Origin of the sequence: Sutcliffiella halmapala (assembly GCF_050107295.1) — a bacterium.
In the GTDB taxonomy this organism is placed as follows: Bacteria; Bacillota; Bacilli; order Bacillales; family Bacillaceae_I; genus Sutcliffiella_A; species Sutcliffiella_A halmapala_A.
Window position 1 is genome coordinate 43,604 of the sequence record NZ_JBNIKR010000010.1, and the last position, 17,833, is coordinate 61,436.

14 protein-coding genes are annotated in these 17,833 nt (G+C 44.7%); all 14 read left to right on the top strand.

The window, feature by feature from the left end:
• The first annotated feature begins 89 nt into the window (after positions 1-89).
• The 14 genes from ACQCT5_RS16420 to yidC all read left to right on the top strand — a co-directional run bounded on the left by ACQCT5_RS16420 (position 90) and on the right by yidC (position 17,717).
• On the top strand, positions 90-3,317 hold the full coding sequence (locus tag ACQCT5_RS16420; protein WP_499643207.1) for a winged helix-turn-helix domain-containing protein: 3,228 nt from the start codon (positions 90-92) through the stop codon (positions 3,315-3,317).
• Positions 3,318-3,438: 121 nt separating this feature from the next.
• A complete protein-coding gene (locus ACQCT5_RS16425; RefSeq protein WP_499643209.1) occupies positions 3,439-4,656 on the top strand; it encodes a substrate-binding domain-containing protein in 1,218 nt (405 codons plus the stop codon).
• 91 nt (positions 4,657-4,747) lie between these two features.
• On the top strand, positions 4,748-5,515 hold the full coding sequence (locus tag ACQCT5_RS16430) for an ABC transporter ATP-binding protein (protein ID WP_499643211.1): 768 nt from the start codon (positions 4,748-4,750) through the stop codon (positions 5,513-5,515).
• Entirely contained in the window at positions 5,499-6,206 is a 708-nt protein-coding gene (locus ACQCT5_RS16435; RefSeq protein ID WP_499643456.1) for an ABC transporter ATP-binding protein, read from the top strand. The genes ACQCT5_RS16430 and ACQCT5_RS16435 overlap by 17 nt, the downstream gene beginning before the upstream one ends.
• Before the next feature lie 15 nt (positions 6,207-6,221).
• Positions 6,222-7,082 (top strand): branched-chain amino acid ABC transporter permease, encoded by an 861-nt coding sequence (locus ACQCT5_RS16440; RefSeq protein ID WP_499643213.1) that lies wholly within the window; start codon positions 6,222-6,224, stop codon positions 7,080-7,082.
• 4 nt (positions 7,083-7,086) lie between these two features.
• Positions 7,087-8,085 (top strand): branched-chain amino acid ABC transporter permease, encoded by a 999-nt coding sequence (locus ACQCT5_RS16445; RefSeq protein ID WP_499643215.1) that lies wholly within the window; start codon positions 7,087-7,089, stop codon positions 8,083-8,085.
• A gap of 11 nt (positions 8,086-8,096) precedes the next feature.
• A complete protein-coding gene (locus ACQCT5_RS16450) occupies positions 8,097-8,273 on the top strand; it encodes a hypothetical protein (RefSeq protein WP_499643217.1) in 177 nt (58 codons plus the stop codon).
• A 5-nt stretch (positions 8,274-8,278) separates the two neighbouring features.
• Positions 8,279-9,298: a 3-oxoacyl-ACP synthase gene (locus ACQCT5_RS16455; protein WP_499643219.1), complete on the top strand. Its 1,020-nt coding sequence runs from the start codon at positions 8,279-8,281 to the stop codon at positions 9,296-9,298.
• 13 nt (positions 9,299-9,311) lie between these two features.
• The gene (gene phaZ, locus ACQCT5_RS16460; protein WP_499643221.1) at positions 9,312-10,226 is read left to right on the top strand and encodes an intracellular short-chain-length polyhydroxyalkanoate depolymerase; all 915 of its coding nucleotides are present in this window, start codon (positions 9,312-9,314) and stop codon (positions 10,224-10,226) included.
• The gene (gene fabG / locus ACQCT5_RS16465; RefSeq protein ID WP_499643223.1) at positions 10,223-10,960 is read left to right on the top strand and encodes a 3-oxoacyl-ACP reductase FabG; all 738 of its coding nucleotides are present in this window, start codon (positions 10,223-10,225) and stop codon (positions 10,958-10,960) included. Before phaZ ends, fabG begins: the two co-directional genes overlap by 4 nt.
• Before the next feature lie 413 nt (positions 10,961-11,373).
• Positions 11,374-14,427 (top strand): efflux RND transporter permease subunit, encoded by a 3,054-nt coding sequence (locus ACQCT5_RS16470; RefSeq protein ID WP_499643225.1) that lies wholly within the window; start codon positions 11,374-11,376, stop codon positions 14,425-14,427.
• A 582-nt stretch (positions 14,428-15,009) separates the two neighbouring features.
• Positions 15,010-16,512 (top strand): class I adenylate-forming enzyme family protein, encoded by a 1,503-nt coding sequence (locus ACQCT5_RS16475; RefSeq protein WP_499643227.1) that lies wholly within the window; start codon positions 15,010-15,012, stop codon positions 16,510-16,512.
• 143 nt (positions 16,513-16,655) lie between these two features.
• On the top strand, positions 16,656-16,910 hold the full coding sequence (locus tag ACQCT5_RS16480; RefSeq protein ID WP_499643229.1) for a hypothetical protein: 255 nt from the start codon (positions 16,656-16,658) through the stop codon (positions 16,908-16,910).
• Positions 16,911-16,952: 42 nt separating this feature from the next.
• On the top strand, positions 16,953-17,717 hold the full coding sequence (gene yidC / locus ACQCT5_RS16485; RefSeq protein ID WP_499643231.1) for a membrane protein insertase YidC: 765 nt from the start codon (positions 16,953-16,955) through the stop codon (positions 17,715-17,717).
• Positions 17,718-17,833 lie beyond the last annotated feature (116 nt).

The window sequence follows — 17,833 nt, forward strand, 5'->3', positions numbered from 1 at the left end:
ATCATGAGGAGTGAAAAAAGTACTATCTGCATTCATTTTTCCATTATAATAGAATAAAAAGATGGAATATTCTGAACCAGGGGGGCGAGATGATGTCTTCATCTGATACAAACACAATCCTCCATACAAAACTCACCACGCCAATCGTCAAGGATTATGTGTTAAGACGTGCAAAAGTGGCAAGAAAAATGAAAGCGGTTACCAGTCATGGAGTGACCATTGTCCATTCGGGTCCCGGCTATGGGAAGAGTACCATTCTGGCATCCTTTGTTCCTACATTCGATGTCCCTACTTATTGGTATACGGCGACAGCGTTCGATGATGAACTGATTCCTTTTCTTCGTTATGTGGTACATGCCCTCAGAAGAGAAAGGGAAGGCTTCGGTGAGAAGATACTCTCTTATCTTGAAAGAATGGACCGGTATATTCGGGATGAGGAAATACAGGATTTATGCTCATTGTTCCTGAATGAGCTTTTGAATCTTGAGGAACCGATTATTTTTGTCATAGACGATTTTCATTTAGTTCAGGGAAACCCGGAAATTGTCACATGGTTCCATTGGCTGCTGCAGCATATATCCTCCAACCTCCATCTCATTTTGATAACTAGGGAATGTCCAAATTGGGATGTTCTCACCGCCATGAAAGTGAAGAATGAACTATTGGAATTTACGGAAGAGGATTTGAAATTCTCAAAAGAAGAAGTGGAGGTTTTATTGCAGGATATCTATATGATGGATGTGACCGAAGATCAGGTAGAGGAGGTCTATTCCCTTTCGGAAGGCTGGGTGATGGCCATTGGACTTTTAAGCCAAAGGCTGGGGGAGCAGTCATTGCACAATGACTTGGTATCCACTTCCGGTACATTGGATGATTTGTTCAAATATTTGGCGACAGAGGTCTTCACGAAACAAACCCCGATGGTACAGCAGTTTTTGGAGCAAACCTCGATACTTGACATCATGACAGGCGAGATGTGCGATGAAATCCTTGGTATAAACGGATCGAACTATCTGCTGCAGACCCTTGCTGAAAGGCATGTTTTTATTAGTGCATCGGGACCCGATCAATACCGTTACCATGCTTTGTTCAAGGAGTTTCTGGAAAGGCGACTGAAGCAGCAGGAAGCGCAATATATCCTGCTGCACAAACGATGTTCCAAGTGGTATATAAAAAAGCGGGATATTCTTTCAGCCATCTCTCATTTGGAAAAGGTTGCGGACTATACCGCCATTGCAGCCTTGATTCATGATTATGGCTTCGAGCTGATTGAACAGGGGCAGCTTTCCTATATGCTCGAAAAGCTGTTGAAGATCAATGACAGGATAAAGGGAAAATACTATATGCTCTGGTTTATCCAAGGGGAAATCTACCGTTATCGCTGTCAGTATGAAGAAGCGGAAAAGGCCTATATGCTGGCGCTGAAGGTCTCGCGGGAATATGAGGATGGACTTGCCACCATTCGATCGCTGAAGGGCATTGCAAAAATCTATTTGGATACCATCCAGCCGGTAAAGGCGGAGAGGCTACTCTCAGAAGCTATTCATCTACTCGCTACTACTAAAGTAGAAGCCAAAGAGCAGAATCAGCTTTATTCCATCATGGCGGAAAATCTATTGAATGCCGGTCAGGCGACAAAAGCCTTGGCGTGGTTTGATAAGGTGGAAGCTTCCTATAAACATAGCTCTGAGAATAATCTTGAACCAAGAATAATGCTCCGCTCAGGAAAGCTGCAAAAGGCAAAGAAATTGCTGACGTCCACTAAAAGGGAGCAGGTAGAAGGAATCCTCCCCCAATCCCATAGAGAGACAGACCTTCTGCTTTCTTTGGTAGAGGTATTTATGGGAAATGCGGAACAGGCAAAGAAATTGGCGGATGCCGGAATCAAGCAAGGAATAAAACTGCAGGCACCTTTTGTGGAAGCATGCGGCTGGATCCGTCTGGGTCATGCGGTTCAATTGATGGAAGTTTATGATGCAACACTTGCCAAGCAATGCTATGAGACTGCCTTGAACATAATGGATGAATTGAATATTTCAAGAGGGAAAGCGGAAGCGAATATGGGGCTATGTCTCTTATATGCCAACCAGGGAGCTTTTGAAAAAGCGATCATTTGCGGGGAAGAAGCCTTAAAGGAAACAGAGGAAGTCAAGGACAACTGGCTTTCAGGCTTGATCTACCTGTCCATGAAAATAGCATCAATCGTGAATGGGAAATGGGAGAAGGTCGAGTACTATGGAGTACGTGCTTACAGTCTGCTCCATAAATGCGGAGACGATTATGGGGAGCTTCTTTATTACTTCTGGCGTTCCATCCATTCTTATGAAAAGGAAGAATGGGAAAACTTCGAAGACTCCATGAACCGCTTCCTGACGTTTCTTCAAGCAGGAAACTATGAGTTCATGCTATTTAACCGTACAACCTTTGGACCGAGTGATATTCAGAAAATCACACCTATGCTGCAGGAAGCGCTGCAAAGAGATATCCAGCGGTCGTATGTGACATCCTTATTAAATGAACTGGGCTTTGCGAATGCTCATAATCATCCAGGCTATACGTTGAAAGTTCAGACCCTTGGTGGATTCAGGGTATGGTTGGGCCCAAAAGAACTGGACTCCAAAGACTGGCAGCGGATAAAAGCAAAAGAGCTGCTGGAGTATTTTGTCACGAAACGGAAAAAGCAGATCGTCAAGGATGACATTTTTGTAGCACTTTGGCCCAATGTTCCGGAAAAAACGGTGACAAGGGATTTCAAGGTCGCTTTGAATGCATTGAACAATGCTTTGGAGCCGGACCGTAGAGCGCGGACGGAGCCGTTTTTTATCCAAAGGAACGGTAACACCTATGGATTGAACCCGAGCTGCGGATATGTGCTGGATTGTATGGAATTTGAAACGCTTGCACATATCGGGCTGGATGAAAAGGAACCGGGTAAGGCGTTAACCTTATTGGAAAAAGCGTTGGAACTGTACAAAGGAGATTTCCTGCCTGAGCAGAAATATGCGGATTGGTGCTTGAATGAGCGTGAGCGTCTACTAGTCTATTATTTACGTTGCTGTGAAAAAATAGCACAGCTGCTTGTTGCAGCCAGAAGCTTCGATCAGGCAATCCACTACTGCGAAAAGATAATAGAGAAGGACGCAACATGGGAAGAAGCCTATCGACTTCTGATGTTCTGTTATTATCAAAAAAATAATCGTCCGCAGGCGATGAAGTGGTTTGCAAAATGTAAAACCTATCTCGAGAACGAACTCGGTGTGGAACCGATGTCCACGACAATGCAGATGTATGACATGGTACTCGGGAAAGCAAAATGAATGAGGAAACCCCCGTATCCACAATTTTTGGTTGCGGGGGTTTTTCATGTAACTCATTTGTAACCCCTACATTTTACGATAAGGGTACAACTTTTCAAATTAGTTTAGAGGGGGATAAACAATGAAAAAATGGAAAATAGGGTTTCTGCTTGCCTGTATGATGATGCTGGTGCTTGCCGGCTGTAACAACAATGCAGGAACAGATTCTGATTCGTCAAATGGAGATAATGGCAAAAAGGTGATCAAGGTAGGCGTACTTGCTTCTCTTACAGGGGCCCTTGAAACCTATGGCAAGCAGACGGTACAAGGTTTTGAGCTGGGCTTGGAGTACGCAACAGAAGGAACCATGGAAGTGAACGGGCATAAGATTGAGTTTGTGGTGGAGGATACCGAGACAAAACCGGAAGTGGCCATCCAAAAAGCTACTAAACTATTAGAGGAAGATGAAGTGGATTTCCTGGTGGGATCATCTAGTTCAGGGGACACATTGGCAGTGCTTCCGCTAGCTGAGGAATATGAAAAGGTGATGATTGTGGAGCCGGCTGTAGCCGATAGCATCACGGGTGCTGACTGGAATAAATATATTTTCCGTACTGCCCGCAACTCCTCGCAGGATGCAGTGGCAGGGGCAGCAGCAATTGCCGGTAAAGGTGTGAAAATCGCCACATTGGCGCCTGACTATTCGTTCGGTCATGACGGAGTCGCAGCATTTAAAGAGGCCGCTGTAGCTCTCGGAGCAGACATTGTGCTTGAGGAGTATGCGGATCCTGCTGCAACGGATTTCACATCCAATATCCAGAAGATCCTGGATGCAAAGCCCGATTATCTTTTCGTTGTTTGGGCAGGTGCAAACTCTCCATGGAACCAGATTTCAGATATGAAGGTGCAGGATAGAGGAATCAAGATTTCCACTGGAGCTCCTGATATTGCGGCACTTTCCACGATGGAGCAGCTTATCGGCATGGAAGGATTTTCAGTTTACTATCATACGTTGCCTGACAATCCAATTAACGATTGGCTGGTGGAAAAGCATAAAGAAAAATTCAATGGGGAAGTGCCGGATCTGTTCACGCCGGGCGGGATGTCTGCAGCTATTGCCATCGTCGAAGCTTTAAAGAAGACAGAGGGTAAAACGGACACGGATCAACTCATTGAGACCATGGAAGGAATGAGTTTTGATACACCAAAAGGTCAAATGACATTCCGCCCTGAAGATCATCAGGCGATGCAGACCCTATATGCGATTCGCTTGGAAAAGGTGGATGGGGTAGATTATCCGGTGCCAGTTCTGATCAGGGAACTATCCCCAGAGGAAACGGCCCCACCAGTTCGAAATTAATCAAAGAAGGAAGGAACTTTGGAGCTCTGCTCCAAAGTTCCTTCGTGCTATATTTCTGAACTTACATAGGATTAAAAAGGAGGGAAACAAAGTGAATCCCATTTTGGAAACTAAGGAGCTTACGATAGCTTTTGGAGGGCATGTTGCGGTGGACGGAGTGAATTTCAAGGTGGAGCCCAACCATTTCAAATCGATCATTGGTCCAAACGGTGCAGGAAAAACCACCTTTTTCAATTTGCTAAGCGGGCAACTGAAACCGACAAGTGGTCAGGTGTATTGGAAAGGGGAGGACATAACGAAGCTATCTCCAATGAAGCGGACAAGAAAAGGAATAGGAAGATCCTTTCAAATAACGAATGTTTTCCCTAACTTAACTGTTTTGGAGAACGTGAGGATTGCCGTTCAATCGCAAAAAGAGGTCCGGTATAACATGTTTTCACACTTCCTGCACTTCAAGGATTTTGAAGTGAGAGCCATGGAACTTTTAACGACAGTACTGTTGAATAAGAAGGCGAACTCACTAGCCAAGAACCTGGCGCATGGGGAAAAACGGAAGCTGGAGATTGCAATGCTGCTTGCACTGGAAACAGAGATCCTCCTTCTGGATGAACCGACCGCCGGAATGTCGATTGAAGAGGTTCCCGCAATTCTCGAAGTGATAAAGCTGATAAAAGCACAGGGAGATCGAACCATTATTTTAATAGAACACAAAATGGATATGATCCTGGATCTATCTGATTCAGTAATGGTCCTTTTCAATGGAAGGCTATTGGCGGATGGGACTCCTGAAGAAATAATGAACAATGAAACCGTCCAATCGGCGTATTTAGGGGGATTGTATGATGACAACGCTTCTTAAAGTGGAAGGGATTCAAACCTATATTGAACAGTTTCATATTTTGCAAGGGGTGGATTTTGAAGCGAAGCAGGGAGAAGTCACCGTTCTGCTAGGCAGAAACGGTGCAGGAAAAACAACCACCCTGAGAAGTGTCATGGGATTGAATCCGCCTAACAAAGGTTCCATCACCTATAATGGGCAGGATATCACCGGCCTTGCAACCTATGAAATTGCCAATAAAGGAATCGGATATGTCCCGGAGGACCAAGGGATATTTGGAGAATTGACGGTAGAGGAAAATATGAAGGTCGCCATGAGAAAGCACGACGTCGCAACACTTTCCCGTCTCGATTGGATCCTGGATTTATTTCCGGATCTGAAAACCTATTGGAAGAAGCGTGGAGGAAATCTCAGTGGCGGTCAGAAGCAAATGCTCGCCATCTCCCGTGCCTATGTCAATAACAGCAAGCTCCTGCTGATTGATGAGCCTAGCAAGGGGCTGGCGCCGATCATGGTGGAAAAGGTGATGCATTCCATTGAACAGATGAAAAAAGAGACGACTATCATTCTGGTGGAACAGAATTTTTATATGGCAAGTACCATCGGGGATTGCTTCTATATCTTGGATGATGGAAGAACCGTTCATAATGGATTGATGGAAGAACTTAAAGAGAATACGGAACTGCGGAAGCACTATTTGGGAATTGCATAAAAGGAGGGGAGCATAGTGGAGGTATTTATTAACCTTGCTGTCAATGGATTAGCGACAGGGATGCTGATATTCTTGCTGGCTGCGGGATTGACGCTGATATTCGGCTTGATGGATGTACTGAATTTCGCCCATGGGGGGCTGTTCGCATGGGGTGCTTTCTCCGGTATATGGGTATATAGCACAACTGGAAGTTTTATGTTAGGTATTCTCGCTGCCGTTGCGACTGGACTTATTCTAGGTTTAGTCCTTGAAAGATTTATCATTCAGCCTGTTTACGGCAATCATGTCCAGCAGATTCTGATCACCTTGGGGGTGATGCTTGTATTGAGCGAAATGATCAAGGTCGTTTTCGGGCCGAATCAGCTTAGTGCGAAAACACCCTCCTATTTCAGTGGCAGCTGGGAGTTTGGGGACATTATCATCATCAAATACAGGGTTTTCATCATTATTGTTGGTGCACTGGTTTTCGGGGCCATTTACTATATTCTGAGAAATACGAAAATAGGCCTTATTGTTCGGGCTGGTGTGATCAATAAGGAAATGGTGCAAGCCCTCGGAATCAATATTAAGCGGGTTTTTATGCTCGTTTTCATGGTCGGAGCGGCCATGGCGGCACTTGGAGGAATGCTTCTTGGACCATATTCGGGAGTCATATATGCCGAAATGGGGCTGGAGTTTGGAATCCTTGCCTTCATCGTGGTGGTCATCGGAGGCATGGGCAGTATAACCGGTTCGGTTCTTGCGGCCATCCTGGTGGGATTGAGCGGAAGCTTTATGGCGTATTACGTACCGGACCTGGCATTGGCGGTAAACATGCTCTTGATGGCAACCGTGCTCATCTTCCGTCCGCAAGGCTTATTCGGGGTAAAGGGGTGAGGGCATGAACACGTATATAACAAAGCCTAATATGGTGTATCTGTTAATTTTCATCATGCTTCTGACTGTTCCGTTTGTCTCTGATTCTCGTACTCTTTTAATCATGTTCACCCAAATATTCCTGTTTGCGATATTTGCGATGAGCTATGATATTCTCCTGGGCTACACGGGTATCGTTTCCTTTGGACATGCGATGTTCTTTGGAATTGGCGCCTATTCCACAGGTGTCATGCTCAAGCATTTTGATAGTACCATCGCAACATTGCTTCTTGCCGTGCTGGTTGGAGCGGTTATTGCTGCCGTCATCAGTTATCTCGTCGGGATGCTTTCCTTACGGTTAAAAAGCCATTTTTATGCGATGCTAACCCTTGCCTTTTCCGGTCTGTTTTTAGTAGTAGCGGAAAAGTGGAGATCTCTGACATTCGGAAATGATGGATTTACTTTTTCGATTCCGGATCCACTAAAGGATCGGATGACCTTGTACTTTGTTGCTCTAATAATGATGGCTGTAATTTTCCTTTTATTGAGAAGGTTCACTCTTTCTCCTTTGGGAAGGGTGCTGCAGGCTATCAGGGAGAATGAAAACAGAACCGAATCACTTGGTTTTCATGTTCTTCACTATAAAGTGATTGCAAGTGTCGTTGCCGGTGTAGTGGCAAGCTTCGCAGGAAGCCTTTACGTGCTGACCCTGCGCTTTGTCAATACCTCCGTATTTGCAGTGGATGTTACGCTCGATGCTTTATTGATGACCATCATTGGTGGAGTAGGCACGCTTGTGGGTGCCATCCTTGGTGCAGGATTGATTGAATTTGCGCATCACTGGTTAACTGATTTAGCGAAGGTGCATTGGATTTTTGAACGCTGGATCATCTTTTTTGGAATCCTCTATATACTGGTCGTCATGTTCTTCCCGCAAGGCATCATAGGGACAGTAAGGCTCTGGTGGGGGAAGAGGAAGGCAAAGCACCGCGCTATAAAAAACGATAACAACATTTCAGGTTAGGGGGGGGAAAGATGATTACACAGCCGAACGTTGCATCCTTTGTGGTGCGGTGCGCAAGCTTAGTGGATATAGATCATAAGGATCCTGTCTGGAGAATCACTGTCAGCCATGTGCAAGGTGAGGAAGAAATATCGGTTGCTTCCTTGGAGGAAGTGTATGAATATATGAAGGATATATTAAGCAGGTGAGAGCGATGACAAGCGTTGGAATTGTCAGTACAGGAATTTATATCCCGGAAAATTTCATGTCGAGCAAGGAGATTTCAGAAAAATCTGGAATACCTATATATGTGGTGGAAGAAAAGCTGGGCATTAAACAGAAGCCCATTGCGGGAGAGGAAGACCATACTTGTGAAATGGGAATAAAAGCCGCAAGAATGGCCCTGGAAAAGTCGGTAATAAAAGCCGAAGAGATTGATCTGATCATTTATATCGGAGAAGAGCATAAGGAATACCCATTATGGACAGCCGCCCTATATATGCAGGAGAGCTTGGGCGCGGTGAATGCGATTGGGTTTGATATGGCATTACGCTGTGGCACCACCATCATGGCGTTGAAGATAGCCAAGGATATGATGCTTAGTGATGATGCTATCAACACCGTTCTGCTGGCAGGCGGTTATCGCAATGAAGATTTTATCAATTATGATAACCAAAGGACACGCTTTATGTTCAACTTAGCCGCTGGAGGAGGGGCTCTTCTTCTTAAAAAGAATAATGGAGAAAACGAATTGTTGGAGTCCCATTTGATCACGGACGGATCCTTTTCAAAGGATGTCGTAGTGGTGGCAGGGGGGACGAAACATCCCATATCAACAGAAGCACTCGAATTGGGATTGAACAAACTGGACGTTCTGGACCCGGATGGAATGAAAGCAAGACTGGAAGAGAAATCGATGAAGAATTTCCTGGAAGCCATACGTGGGTCTTTGAATAGGAGCGGCTTAACTGAAAAGGATGTTGATTATCTAGGCATCCTGCATATGAAGAAATCGGCTAATGACTATGTATTAAAGGAACTTGGATTGACCCAAAACCAATCTATCTATCTTGAAGACTACGGGCATATCGGTCAGATCGACCAGATCCTATCGCTTGAGCTTGCCTTGGAAAAAGGAAAGATAAAAGCTGGTGACATTGTCGTCCTGGTCAGTGCGGGTATCGGGTATGCATGGGGAGCAACAACTATCAGATGGGGAAAAGCCATCGAATAGGAGGGTATGATACATGGGTATTATCGAACAGAAAACAGTCAAACTGGCAAATGGGGAAACACTGGGTTATAGAGAGCGTGAAGGAAGTGGAGAAAAACTTTTACTTGTCCATGGTAATATGACCTCCTCTAAACATTGGGACCTTGTAATGGAGAACATCGATCCTTCTTTTCATGTGATAGCAGTAGATATGCGTGGTTTCGGCGAGTCCACCTATCATGAAAAATTCTATTCCATCAAGGAATTAGCGGTTGATATCAAGCTGTTTGTTGATGAGCTGAACCTTTCCGGTTTCTCATTGGTCGGCTGGTCGACAGGTGGAGCGGTAGGAATGCAATTTGCTGCCGATAACCCAGGCTATTGCAACAAGCTGATCCTGCTTGCTTCCGCTTCTACAAGAGGATATCCGATTTTCGATACGGATCAAACTGGTCAGCCGGATTTATCCAAAAGACTTTCAAGTTTTGAACAGGTCCTGCAGGATAAAACAAGAACCATCACCATTACACAAGCATATGAAACAAAAAATAAAGACATGTTGCGGATGATTTGGGATTTTGCCATCTACCATGATAATAAACCTGAAAAGGAGCGTTACGAGGAATATTTGAATGATATGATGACACAGCGCAATTATCCGGAAATCCTGCATGCCCTAAACACATTTAATATCAGCGAAAAGAATAATGGTCTGAAGGATGGAACAGGAGATGTAAAGAAAATCAACATCCCGGTGCTTGTTCTTGCAGGAGAAAAGGATCTTGTCATCACTGAACAGATGACAAAGGAGATCCTGGAGGATTTAGGAGGTAAAGCGACTTTCATTCCATTAAAAGGGTGCGGACACTCTGCCTTGGTGGATGATTTGCCGCAACTGCTGGAAGCCATTACAACATTCGTGAAAAAACAGGAGGAACAATATCAATGAGACTATCAGGAAAAGTAGCCATCATTACCGGTGCCGCCAATGGATTGGGGCTGGAGGCAGCACGGGTATTTTTACGGGAAGGTGCAAAAGTGGCACTAGTGGACTATGATGCTGTAGCCGGGGAGCAAAGAGTCTCGGAGTTGCAGGCGGAGGGGGAAGCTGCCTTCTATCAGGTGGACGTTTCGAACCAGTCACAGGTAGTGGAAATGGTTCAAATGGTAAAAGAAAGATTCGGACAGATTGATATATTAATAAACAATGCCGGCATTACCAAGGACAATATGCTGCTTAAGATGAGCAGTGAAGATTTCCAGAAAGTAATGGATATCAACGTTAATGGAGTATTCAACTGTACCCAGGCGGTAGTTCCCCATATGCTTGAACAAGGTGCAGGCAAAATCATCAATACATCCTCTGTTTCCGGCGTATATGGAAATGTCGGCCAGACCAATTATGCCGCTTCCAAGGCGGCGGTTGTCGGGATGACTAAATCATGGGCAAAGGAATTCGGACGCAAAGGAATCAATGTAAACGCAGTCGCGCCTGGATTTGTGGAAACAAGCATGGTCACGACTGTTCCCGAAAAGGTGATCCAGGGACTTTTACAGGTCATCCCATTGCAGCGCCTGGGTAAACCGAGCGATATAGCAAACGCATATCTATTCTTGGCATCAGATGAATCCGATTATATAAATGGAACCGTCTTGCATGTGGACGGCGGCATCATGATGTAAAGTACGTACTTCCGTGTTGTGGGAGTTTAATAAAAGTAAAGTAAATGTTCGTGAAAGATGAGTATTGCTTTTGTGTACACTAGCTGTTGATTGGAGCAATAGGCGAAGACTCCTGCGGGAGGACGCGTTTAGTGGAGACCCCACAGGCGAAGCCGAGGAGGCTCCACAAAACGCCCCGCGGAAAGCGCAGCCTATTGCGAAAATCAACAGCGGTCTTTAAAGGCCCAATAGAAAAAACGAGCATCAGGTGCGGAAAGCACTTGGTGTTTTTTTGTTGTAATTTGTGTCCAAAAAACTAAACTTTCCTACCGAGCATATTCAATGTTGCGCTCACCATCCACTAGCCAGTATGATGATATCATATAATCATATAGTCAAATTTGAATAATCAACTCGTATAGGAGGACATCCAGTTGTTTAATGCACTTATTAAAAAACCAAAAGTAACATTAATTTTTTTGCTATTGCTTGTTGTAATAGGTACTCTCACTTATTTTCAGATCCCGAAGCGTGAGGTACCGGAGATTTCCATCAATGTAGGGACGATTACCACTGTTTATCCAGGGGCTGCGCCTGAGATAGTGGAAAGGGATATCACCACACCTCTGGAAAAGGAGCTTCTTGATATTGAAGGGATGGATAGCGTTACTTCCGTTTCAGGTGTCGGCATCTCCAATATTGTGCTGGAACTGACAGATGATGCAGATCGGGATCAGGTGTTTTCACTTGTCCGTCAGGCTGTATCGGATGTGAGTCGTGAATTCCCTGAGGAAGCATTTGAGCCTACCGTCAATTCAGACATTCAAATGGGAGTGATCGCGTCCTACCATTTATTGAATGAAGACCGTTCCCTTTTATTGGAGCAAAAAGAATTGATAAATGACTGGATTCCCCAACTGGAAAAAATTGATGGAGTCCGCAAGGTAACTGTAAGAGGATTGGAAGAGACAAGTTATACTTTAAATCTTGATTCCGAAAAAATGCAGGAAACCGGAATCATCCTGCCTGATGTAATTACTAGTATCCAAAATGAACTCGAAATCACCCCACTAGGCAGCCAGGAGTCAGGAAACAAGGTTTCTCAGCTGACGATGGAGCACATTGATTCAATAGAAGATGTAGAAAATGTGTTTATCAAAAAAAATCAAGCAGGAGATTCCATATATGTACGGGATATCGCTAGCTTGACACAAATCCCGGCAGCACAGGAAGACCTTGTTGTCTATAACGGGACTCCTGCCTTATCGTTGACCATCATGCAGGAGAAGGGCGTGGACATCCCAACCCTCTATTCAAAAGTGGATGCAGAGATGGAGCGCCTTACAAAGGATCTGCCTGATGAAATTGAATTGGATCTCTACTATACCCAGGACAAGATTGTGAGTAAAATATTCAATGATTTGGGTATCTCATTCCTAATTTCCATCTTTGTTGTCGTATTGATAACATTCTTTGGTTTAAATGCAGTATCCGCCATTCTAGTTGCATTATCGATCCCGATATCGATCGCACTGGGGCTCATCCCGCTGCCATATGCAGCTGTCGATTTGAATCAGATTTCCATCATCGGGATGATTATCGCCCTCGGTATCCTTGTCGATGATGCCATCGTGGTAAATGATAATATCCAAAGGCGTTACCAGCTTGGAGATGGGCCTTTGAAAGGGGCACTGACAGGGACGAAAGAAGTGAGGATTTCTGTCATCACTTCCTCCCTCGCGATTGTGTTTACGTTCCTGCCGTTGACGTTCATATCCGGTCCGAACGGAGCCTTCATTTCAGCATTGCCGACCGTATTGATTTCAACGATCATCGGATCGACAATCGTGGCGCTCACGATCGTTCCAATCTTTCTTGCATGGCGTCAAAAAAAGCGCAGTAAGAAATCGAAAGATGGAATATTAGGTTCTCAAATTGATAAAGTGAGCACTTGGTATAGCGACAAAATTTTAACGAATATTGTAAAAAAACCGCTCCTTACAGGTTTTGCGGTGCTGATTTTCTGTACGGCAACATACGCTTTAGTACCATTTATTCCTGTCGTATTCTTCCCGAGTGCGGACAGGGAAGAAGTCACCGTGACTGTCACCTTGCCTGCAGGAACCCCTATGGAAGAAACAGAGTCAAGGTTGAAAGCGATGGAAGAAAATTTGAAGAGTGACGAAGATATCTATGAATCCACTATTTTTGCGGGTAGTGGAGAGCCGGGCATTTTCGGCAGCAAGTTATCCAATTCTGGTGAAAATACTGGACAGATCGTCTTGAGAGTTGATCGCGAAAAGCAGTCGGCTGCTGAAACGATTGAAGAATGGCAGCCTAAGCTGAGGGAAGAAAATCCCGATAGTGTCATTATGCTTTCCACCATTGAAGCCGGTCCGCCTGTTGGTGCCCCGATTGCCTTGACGGTTGTCGGAGAAAATATCGATGAATTGATGGAAACTGTAAATGGTTTGAAAAGAGAAATTGATAATTTGGAAGGAAGCGGTGTAGTAATAGATGATGTGGGTACACCATTACCAACCATCAACTATGTTCCGAATCGCGGCGCAATGGAGCAACATGGCATTACCGCCGAGGAAATCAGTAATCTGATCAGACTGAAAACGGAAGGCATACCTGTTGGTTCCTATGAAGCGGGTAAGGAAAGAAAAACGTTAACTATCATTCAGGATCTAATGGATGAAGGGGAAACGTTGAACCTGGAAAACCTCGAGATCCCTAGCAAGCTTGAAACCACGGAGTTCGGTGCACCTGTACTTGTACCATTATCCGAGCTGGTTACACAGGAGGAAACGGAAGCCCTGCCGCTTATCCCGCATAAAAATGGGGAAAGAACGGTTACTGTCCGAGTGTATCCTGGTGAAGAGGATAAACAGAAGCTTGAAAAGCAGGTAGAGGAGATTGCCGATTCCTATGAAACAGATTCCACTTCGATCTCTGTTGGAGGGGAGTCTTCAGCAAGAAGCGACTTCTTTATTGAAGTAGGTAAACTGTTCATCATTGTTATTTTCTTGATTTACATCCTGATGGTCATTCAGTTCAATTCCTTGCGTCTGCCATTGCTGATCATGAGCTCCGTTTATCTGGCAATTTCAGGTGCAGTGATCGGTCTGTTCCTGACACAGACAGGTCTTGGATTTATGGCGATGATGGGGATTGTATCGCTTGCTGGGATTGTTGTCCGTAATGCAACGGTATTCATTGAGTTTATGGAGCAGCGATTACAGGAAGGTGCAACACTTAGTGAAGCGGTCATCGATTCCGGGAAGGCGAGATTCAGGCCGATCGTACTGACTGCCTTTACATCCATTGCGGCCTTAATCCCGATTGCGTTCAGTGGAGATGTGCTATTCACACCACTTGCAATCTCGATCATCTCGGGAATCTTTTTCTCAACCTTCTTCACCCTACTGTTCGTCCCAGCGTTTTATTTTGTAATCAAAAGAAGAAAAGTGAAGGAAGTTTAACGTGGCCATCCTGAAAAAAAGGTAGCCACATTAAACACCCTGTTGATTTCCGTTCCAGGTGGCAGCGATCGCGGGGCGGTGCTTGAGCCTCCTCGGCATGCCTGCGGGGTCTCAAGTCTACCGCTATCTCCCGAAGGAGTCTCACACCTTGCACTACAATCAACAGGGGCGGCAGGTGGCGCATAACGTCTACACTATATTTCATTTATCATGATGTAGATTTTTTACATGAAGCTCTCTGTTAGTGTCTAGTGCTGTTATTTTAAGAATCTAGCTGTTGATTGGAGCAATAGGCGAAGACTCCTTGAAAATGCGAGCATTTTCTGCGTGCGATGTTTCGCTTCCGAAGCCTTCCTTGTCCTGCGGGAGGTAGCGGTTAGTGGAGACCCCACAGGCGAAGCCGAGGAGGCTCCACAAGCGCCCCGCGGAAAGCGTAGCCTAGTGCGGAAATCAACAGCGGTATTTAATGAAGCCGCTTAATAGTCGAGGTGAATTCCTGTAAAGGGGGTTCACCTTTTTTTGTAACCCTATTGTAACCACACACCTTTATAGTGGTAATTACTTGAAAAGGATAAGGGAGAGATGGAAGTGGCATTTGATGGATCGTGGCTACAGAAGCGTTCACAACTGTCTCCTGCAAAAGTCGCCATTATTGATGGGGAAACTGGAGAGCGATGGAATTACAAAGAATTGTATGACCGCACTATAAATTTGGCAGATAGATTGTGTCAACTTGGCATCGATCACGGAGATAGAGTGGCCTTGCTGTCTCCGAATGATCCTTCTTACTTTGAATTGCTGTTTGCCTGCCAGGTAGCTGGGGCGATATTCGTTCCGCTCAATTGGCGGCTATCTGAAGAGGAGCTCATTTATATCTTGAAAGATTGCGAGGCTAAGTGCGTCTTTGTCCATCCGGAGTATAAGGAATTATTGAAGAATTTCCCTTGTGAAACGTTTCCTTTGGAAGAAACACAGACCGATTACCATTCCATATCTGCTGAAATCTCTTTGAGGGATTCTTGCAGACATGCCGCAATCATTTATACGGGAGGGACGACAGGAAAGCCTAAAGGAGTCATCCTTTCCCATCAGAACATAGCGAGCAATGCAATCAATACGATTATCAGCTGGGGCTTGAGTGAAAGGGATATTACACTCACCTGCCTGCCGATGTTCCATACGGGAGGATTGAATGCCCTGTCCACACCGCTTTTGATGGCAGGAGGAACTGTCGTCATCATGAGGGATTTCCAGAAGGATAAAGTGATAGACTTATTGAATCTTTATCAGTGCACAGTGGTTTTGATGGTTCCGACGATGTACCATATGCTGATTGAACACCCGGATTTTTTAAAAGAGAGCTTTCCGTCCATGAAAACATTTTTATCCGGAGGAGCTCCCTGCCCCTTGGAGGTCTATGAAGCCTTTTACAAAAAAGGCAAGCTGTTCAAGGAGGGTTATGGACTAACGGAAGCTGGTCCTAACAATTTCTATATCGATCCTACAGAAGCCTACGGGAAGAAAGGTTCTGTAGGAAAACCCATGATGTTCAATGAGGTGAAAATTGTAAGGAAGAACAATGTGGAAGCAGGCCCGAATGAAGTCGGTGAAATATATCTTAAAGGTCCACATGTGTTTACTGGCTACTGGTCGAATCAGGAAGAAACGGAAAAGGTGAAATGTGAGGGCTGGTTGCGCACAGGGGATCTTGGAAGAAAAGATGAAGACGGTTATTTTTATATTGTCGGCCGGGCGAAGGATATGATCATCTCCGGCGGGGAGAATGTGTATCCCACAGAGGTGGAGCAGACAATTTCTCAGCATATTGCCGTTAAAGAGGTCAGTGTGGTGGGGATACCTCATCCAAAGTGGGGAGAGGCGGTTCTCGCAGTTGTTTCACTAAAGAGTCCGGCATCCGAAAAGGAGCTGACCACCTTCTGTTCTCAAAGGCTGGGAAAATATAAAGTACCCAAAAGGTTCGTTTTTGTAAAAGAGATCCCTAAAACAGCAGTCGGAAAAATAGATAAGAAGCTTCTGATGGAAAGGTACCGGGAGATCTTCATCTATGAAAAGGAACGCTTATAATTTACAATAAGATACACCTGGTTTTTTTACCGGACTAGGTGTATCTTTTTATTATAGGGAAATACTTTTATTGAAACTTTTACAAGATGAACTCGTACTAACTAATAGAGTAAAACTACTACCTGTAAGGCAGGTTTTTATAAATGGAATTTTATTTGGATTTGTTGCTTTATGCACCATATGTAACTGCTACATTATTATGTTTTTTCACGTATTGCTTTTATCTGGAGTCCAGGCAGGTTTGGTATCAGTCTCGTTCCTGCTCTCCATCCCTTGATACGAGCGGGGCGGTTTCCTATCAGGTGGATAGGAAAAGAAGAAAACGATTAGCCTTCGTTTACAGAAAACGTCCTACCAAGGAAACTCTCGATGATGAGGAACACCCTTCCTTCTACTAATAGAAAAGTAAAAACTTTGAGAATCAGTAGGAGGAATCTATATTGAAAAAAATAACTATGGCAGCCTTGTTGGTTGTGACAGTAATGACCGGGTGTAGTATGAGTGAACCGATCACTTCTGATACACAGGGAGTGTGGAATCACTATTTTATCTATCCGATGTCACTTCTTTTGACGTCAGTAGCGAATTTTTCGGGAGGTAATTATGGCTTGTCCATCATCGTGGTGACTATTCTGATTCGCCTTCTTATTTTTCCGCTTGTGATGAAGCAACAGAAGAGCACAATCGCGATGCAAAAGCTTCGACCTGAAATGACGGCACTACAGGAGAAATATAAAGGCAAGAAGGATCCGGCTGATCAGCAGAAAATGCAAAAGGAAATGATGGAGCTTTACCAGGCCCATAAAATCAATCCTGTCGGTGGATGCCTGCCTGTCTTGATCCAGATGCCAATCATTATGGCGTTCTATTATGCGATAGGAAGAACAACGGAAATTGCCGAGCATTCCTTTCTCTGGTTCAGCCTCGGTCAATCCGACCCTTATTTCATCTTGCCGGTTGTGGCGGCCACCACTACGTTTATCCAAACAAGAGTGAGCCTGCCCCCCGACATTCAGCCGCAAATGAAAATGGTCATGAATATCATGCCGGTATTCATCCTTATTGCAGGTCTGACTCTGCCATCTGCGCTTGCCCTTTACTGGGTGATCGGTAACCTTTTCGGGATCGGTCAAGGGCTGTTCCTGAAAAAACGAATGAAGAATTTAAAGGAAAACTCTTCAGAACCCACTGTTGCGACCACTTAATTTTTCGACAAAAACACTTGAATGACAGATTTATTCAAGTGTTTTTTCTTTTTATCCATGTAAGCTGAATCAATTATAAGACGAGGTACATGGAATTCAGTGCAACATCCTAATAT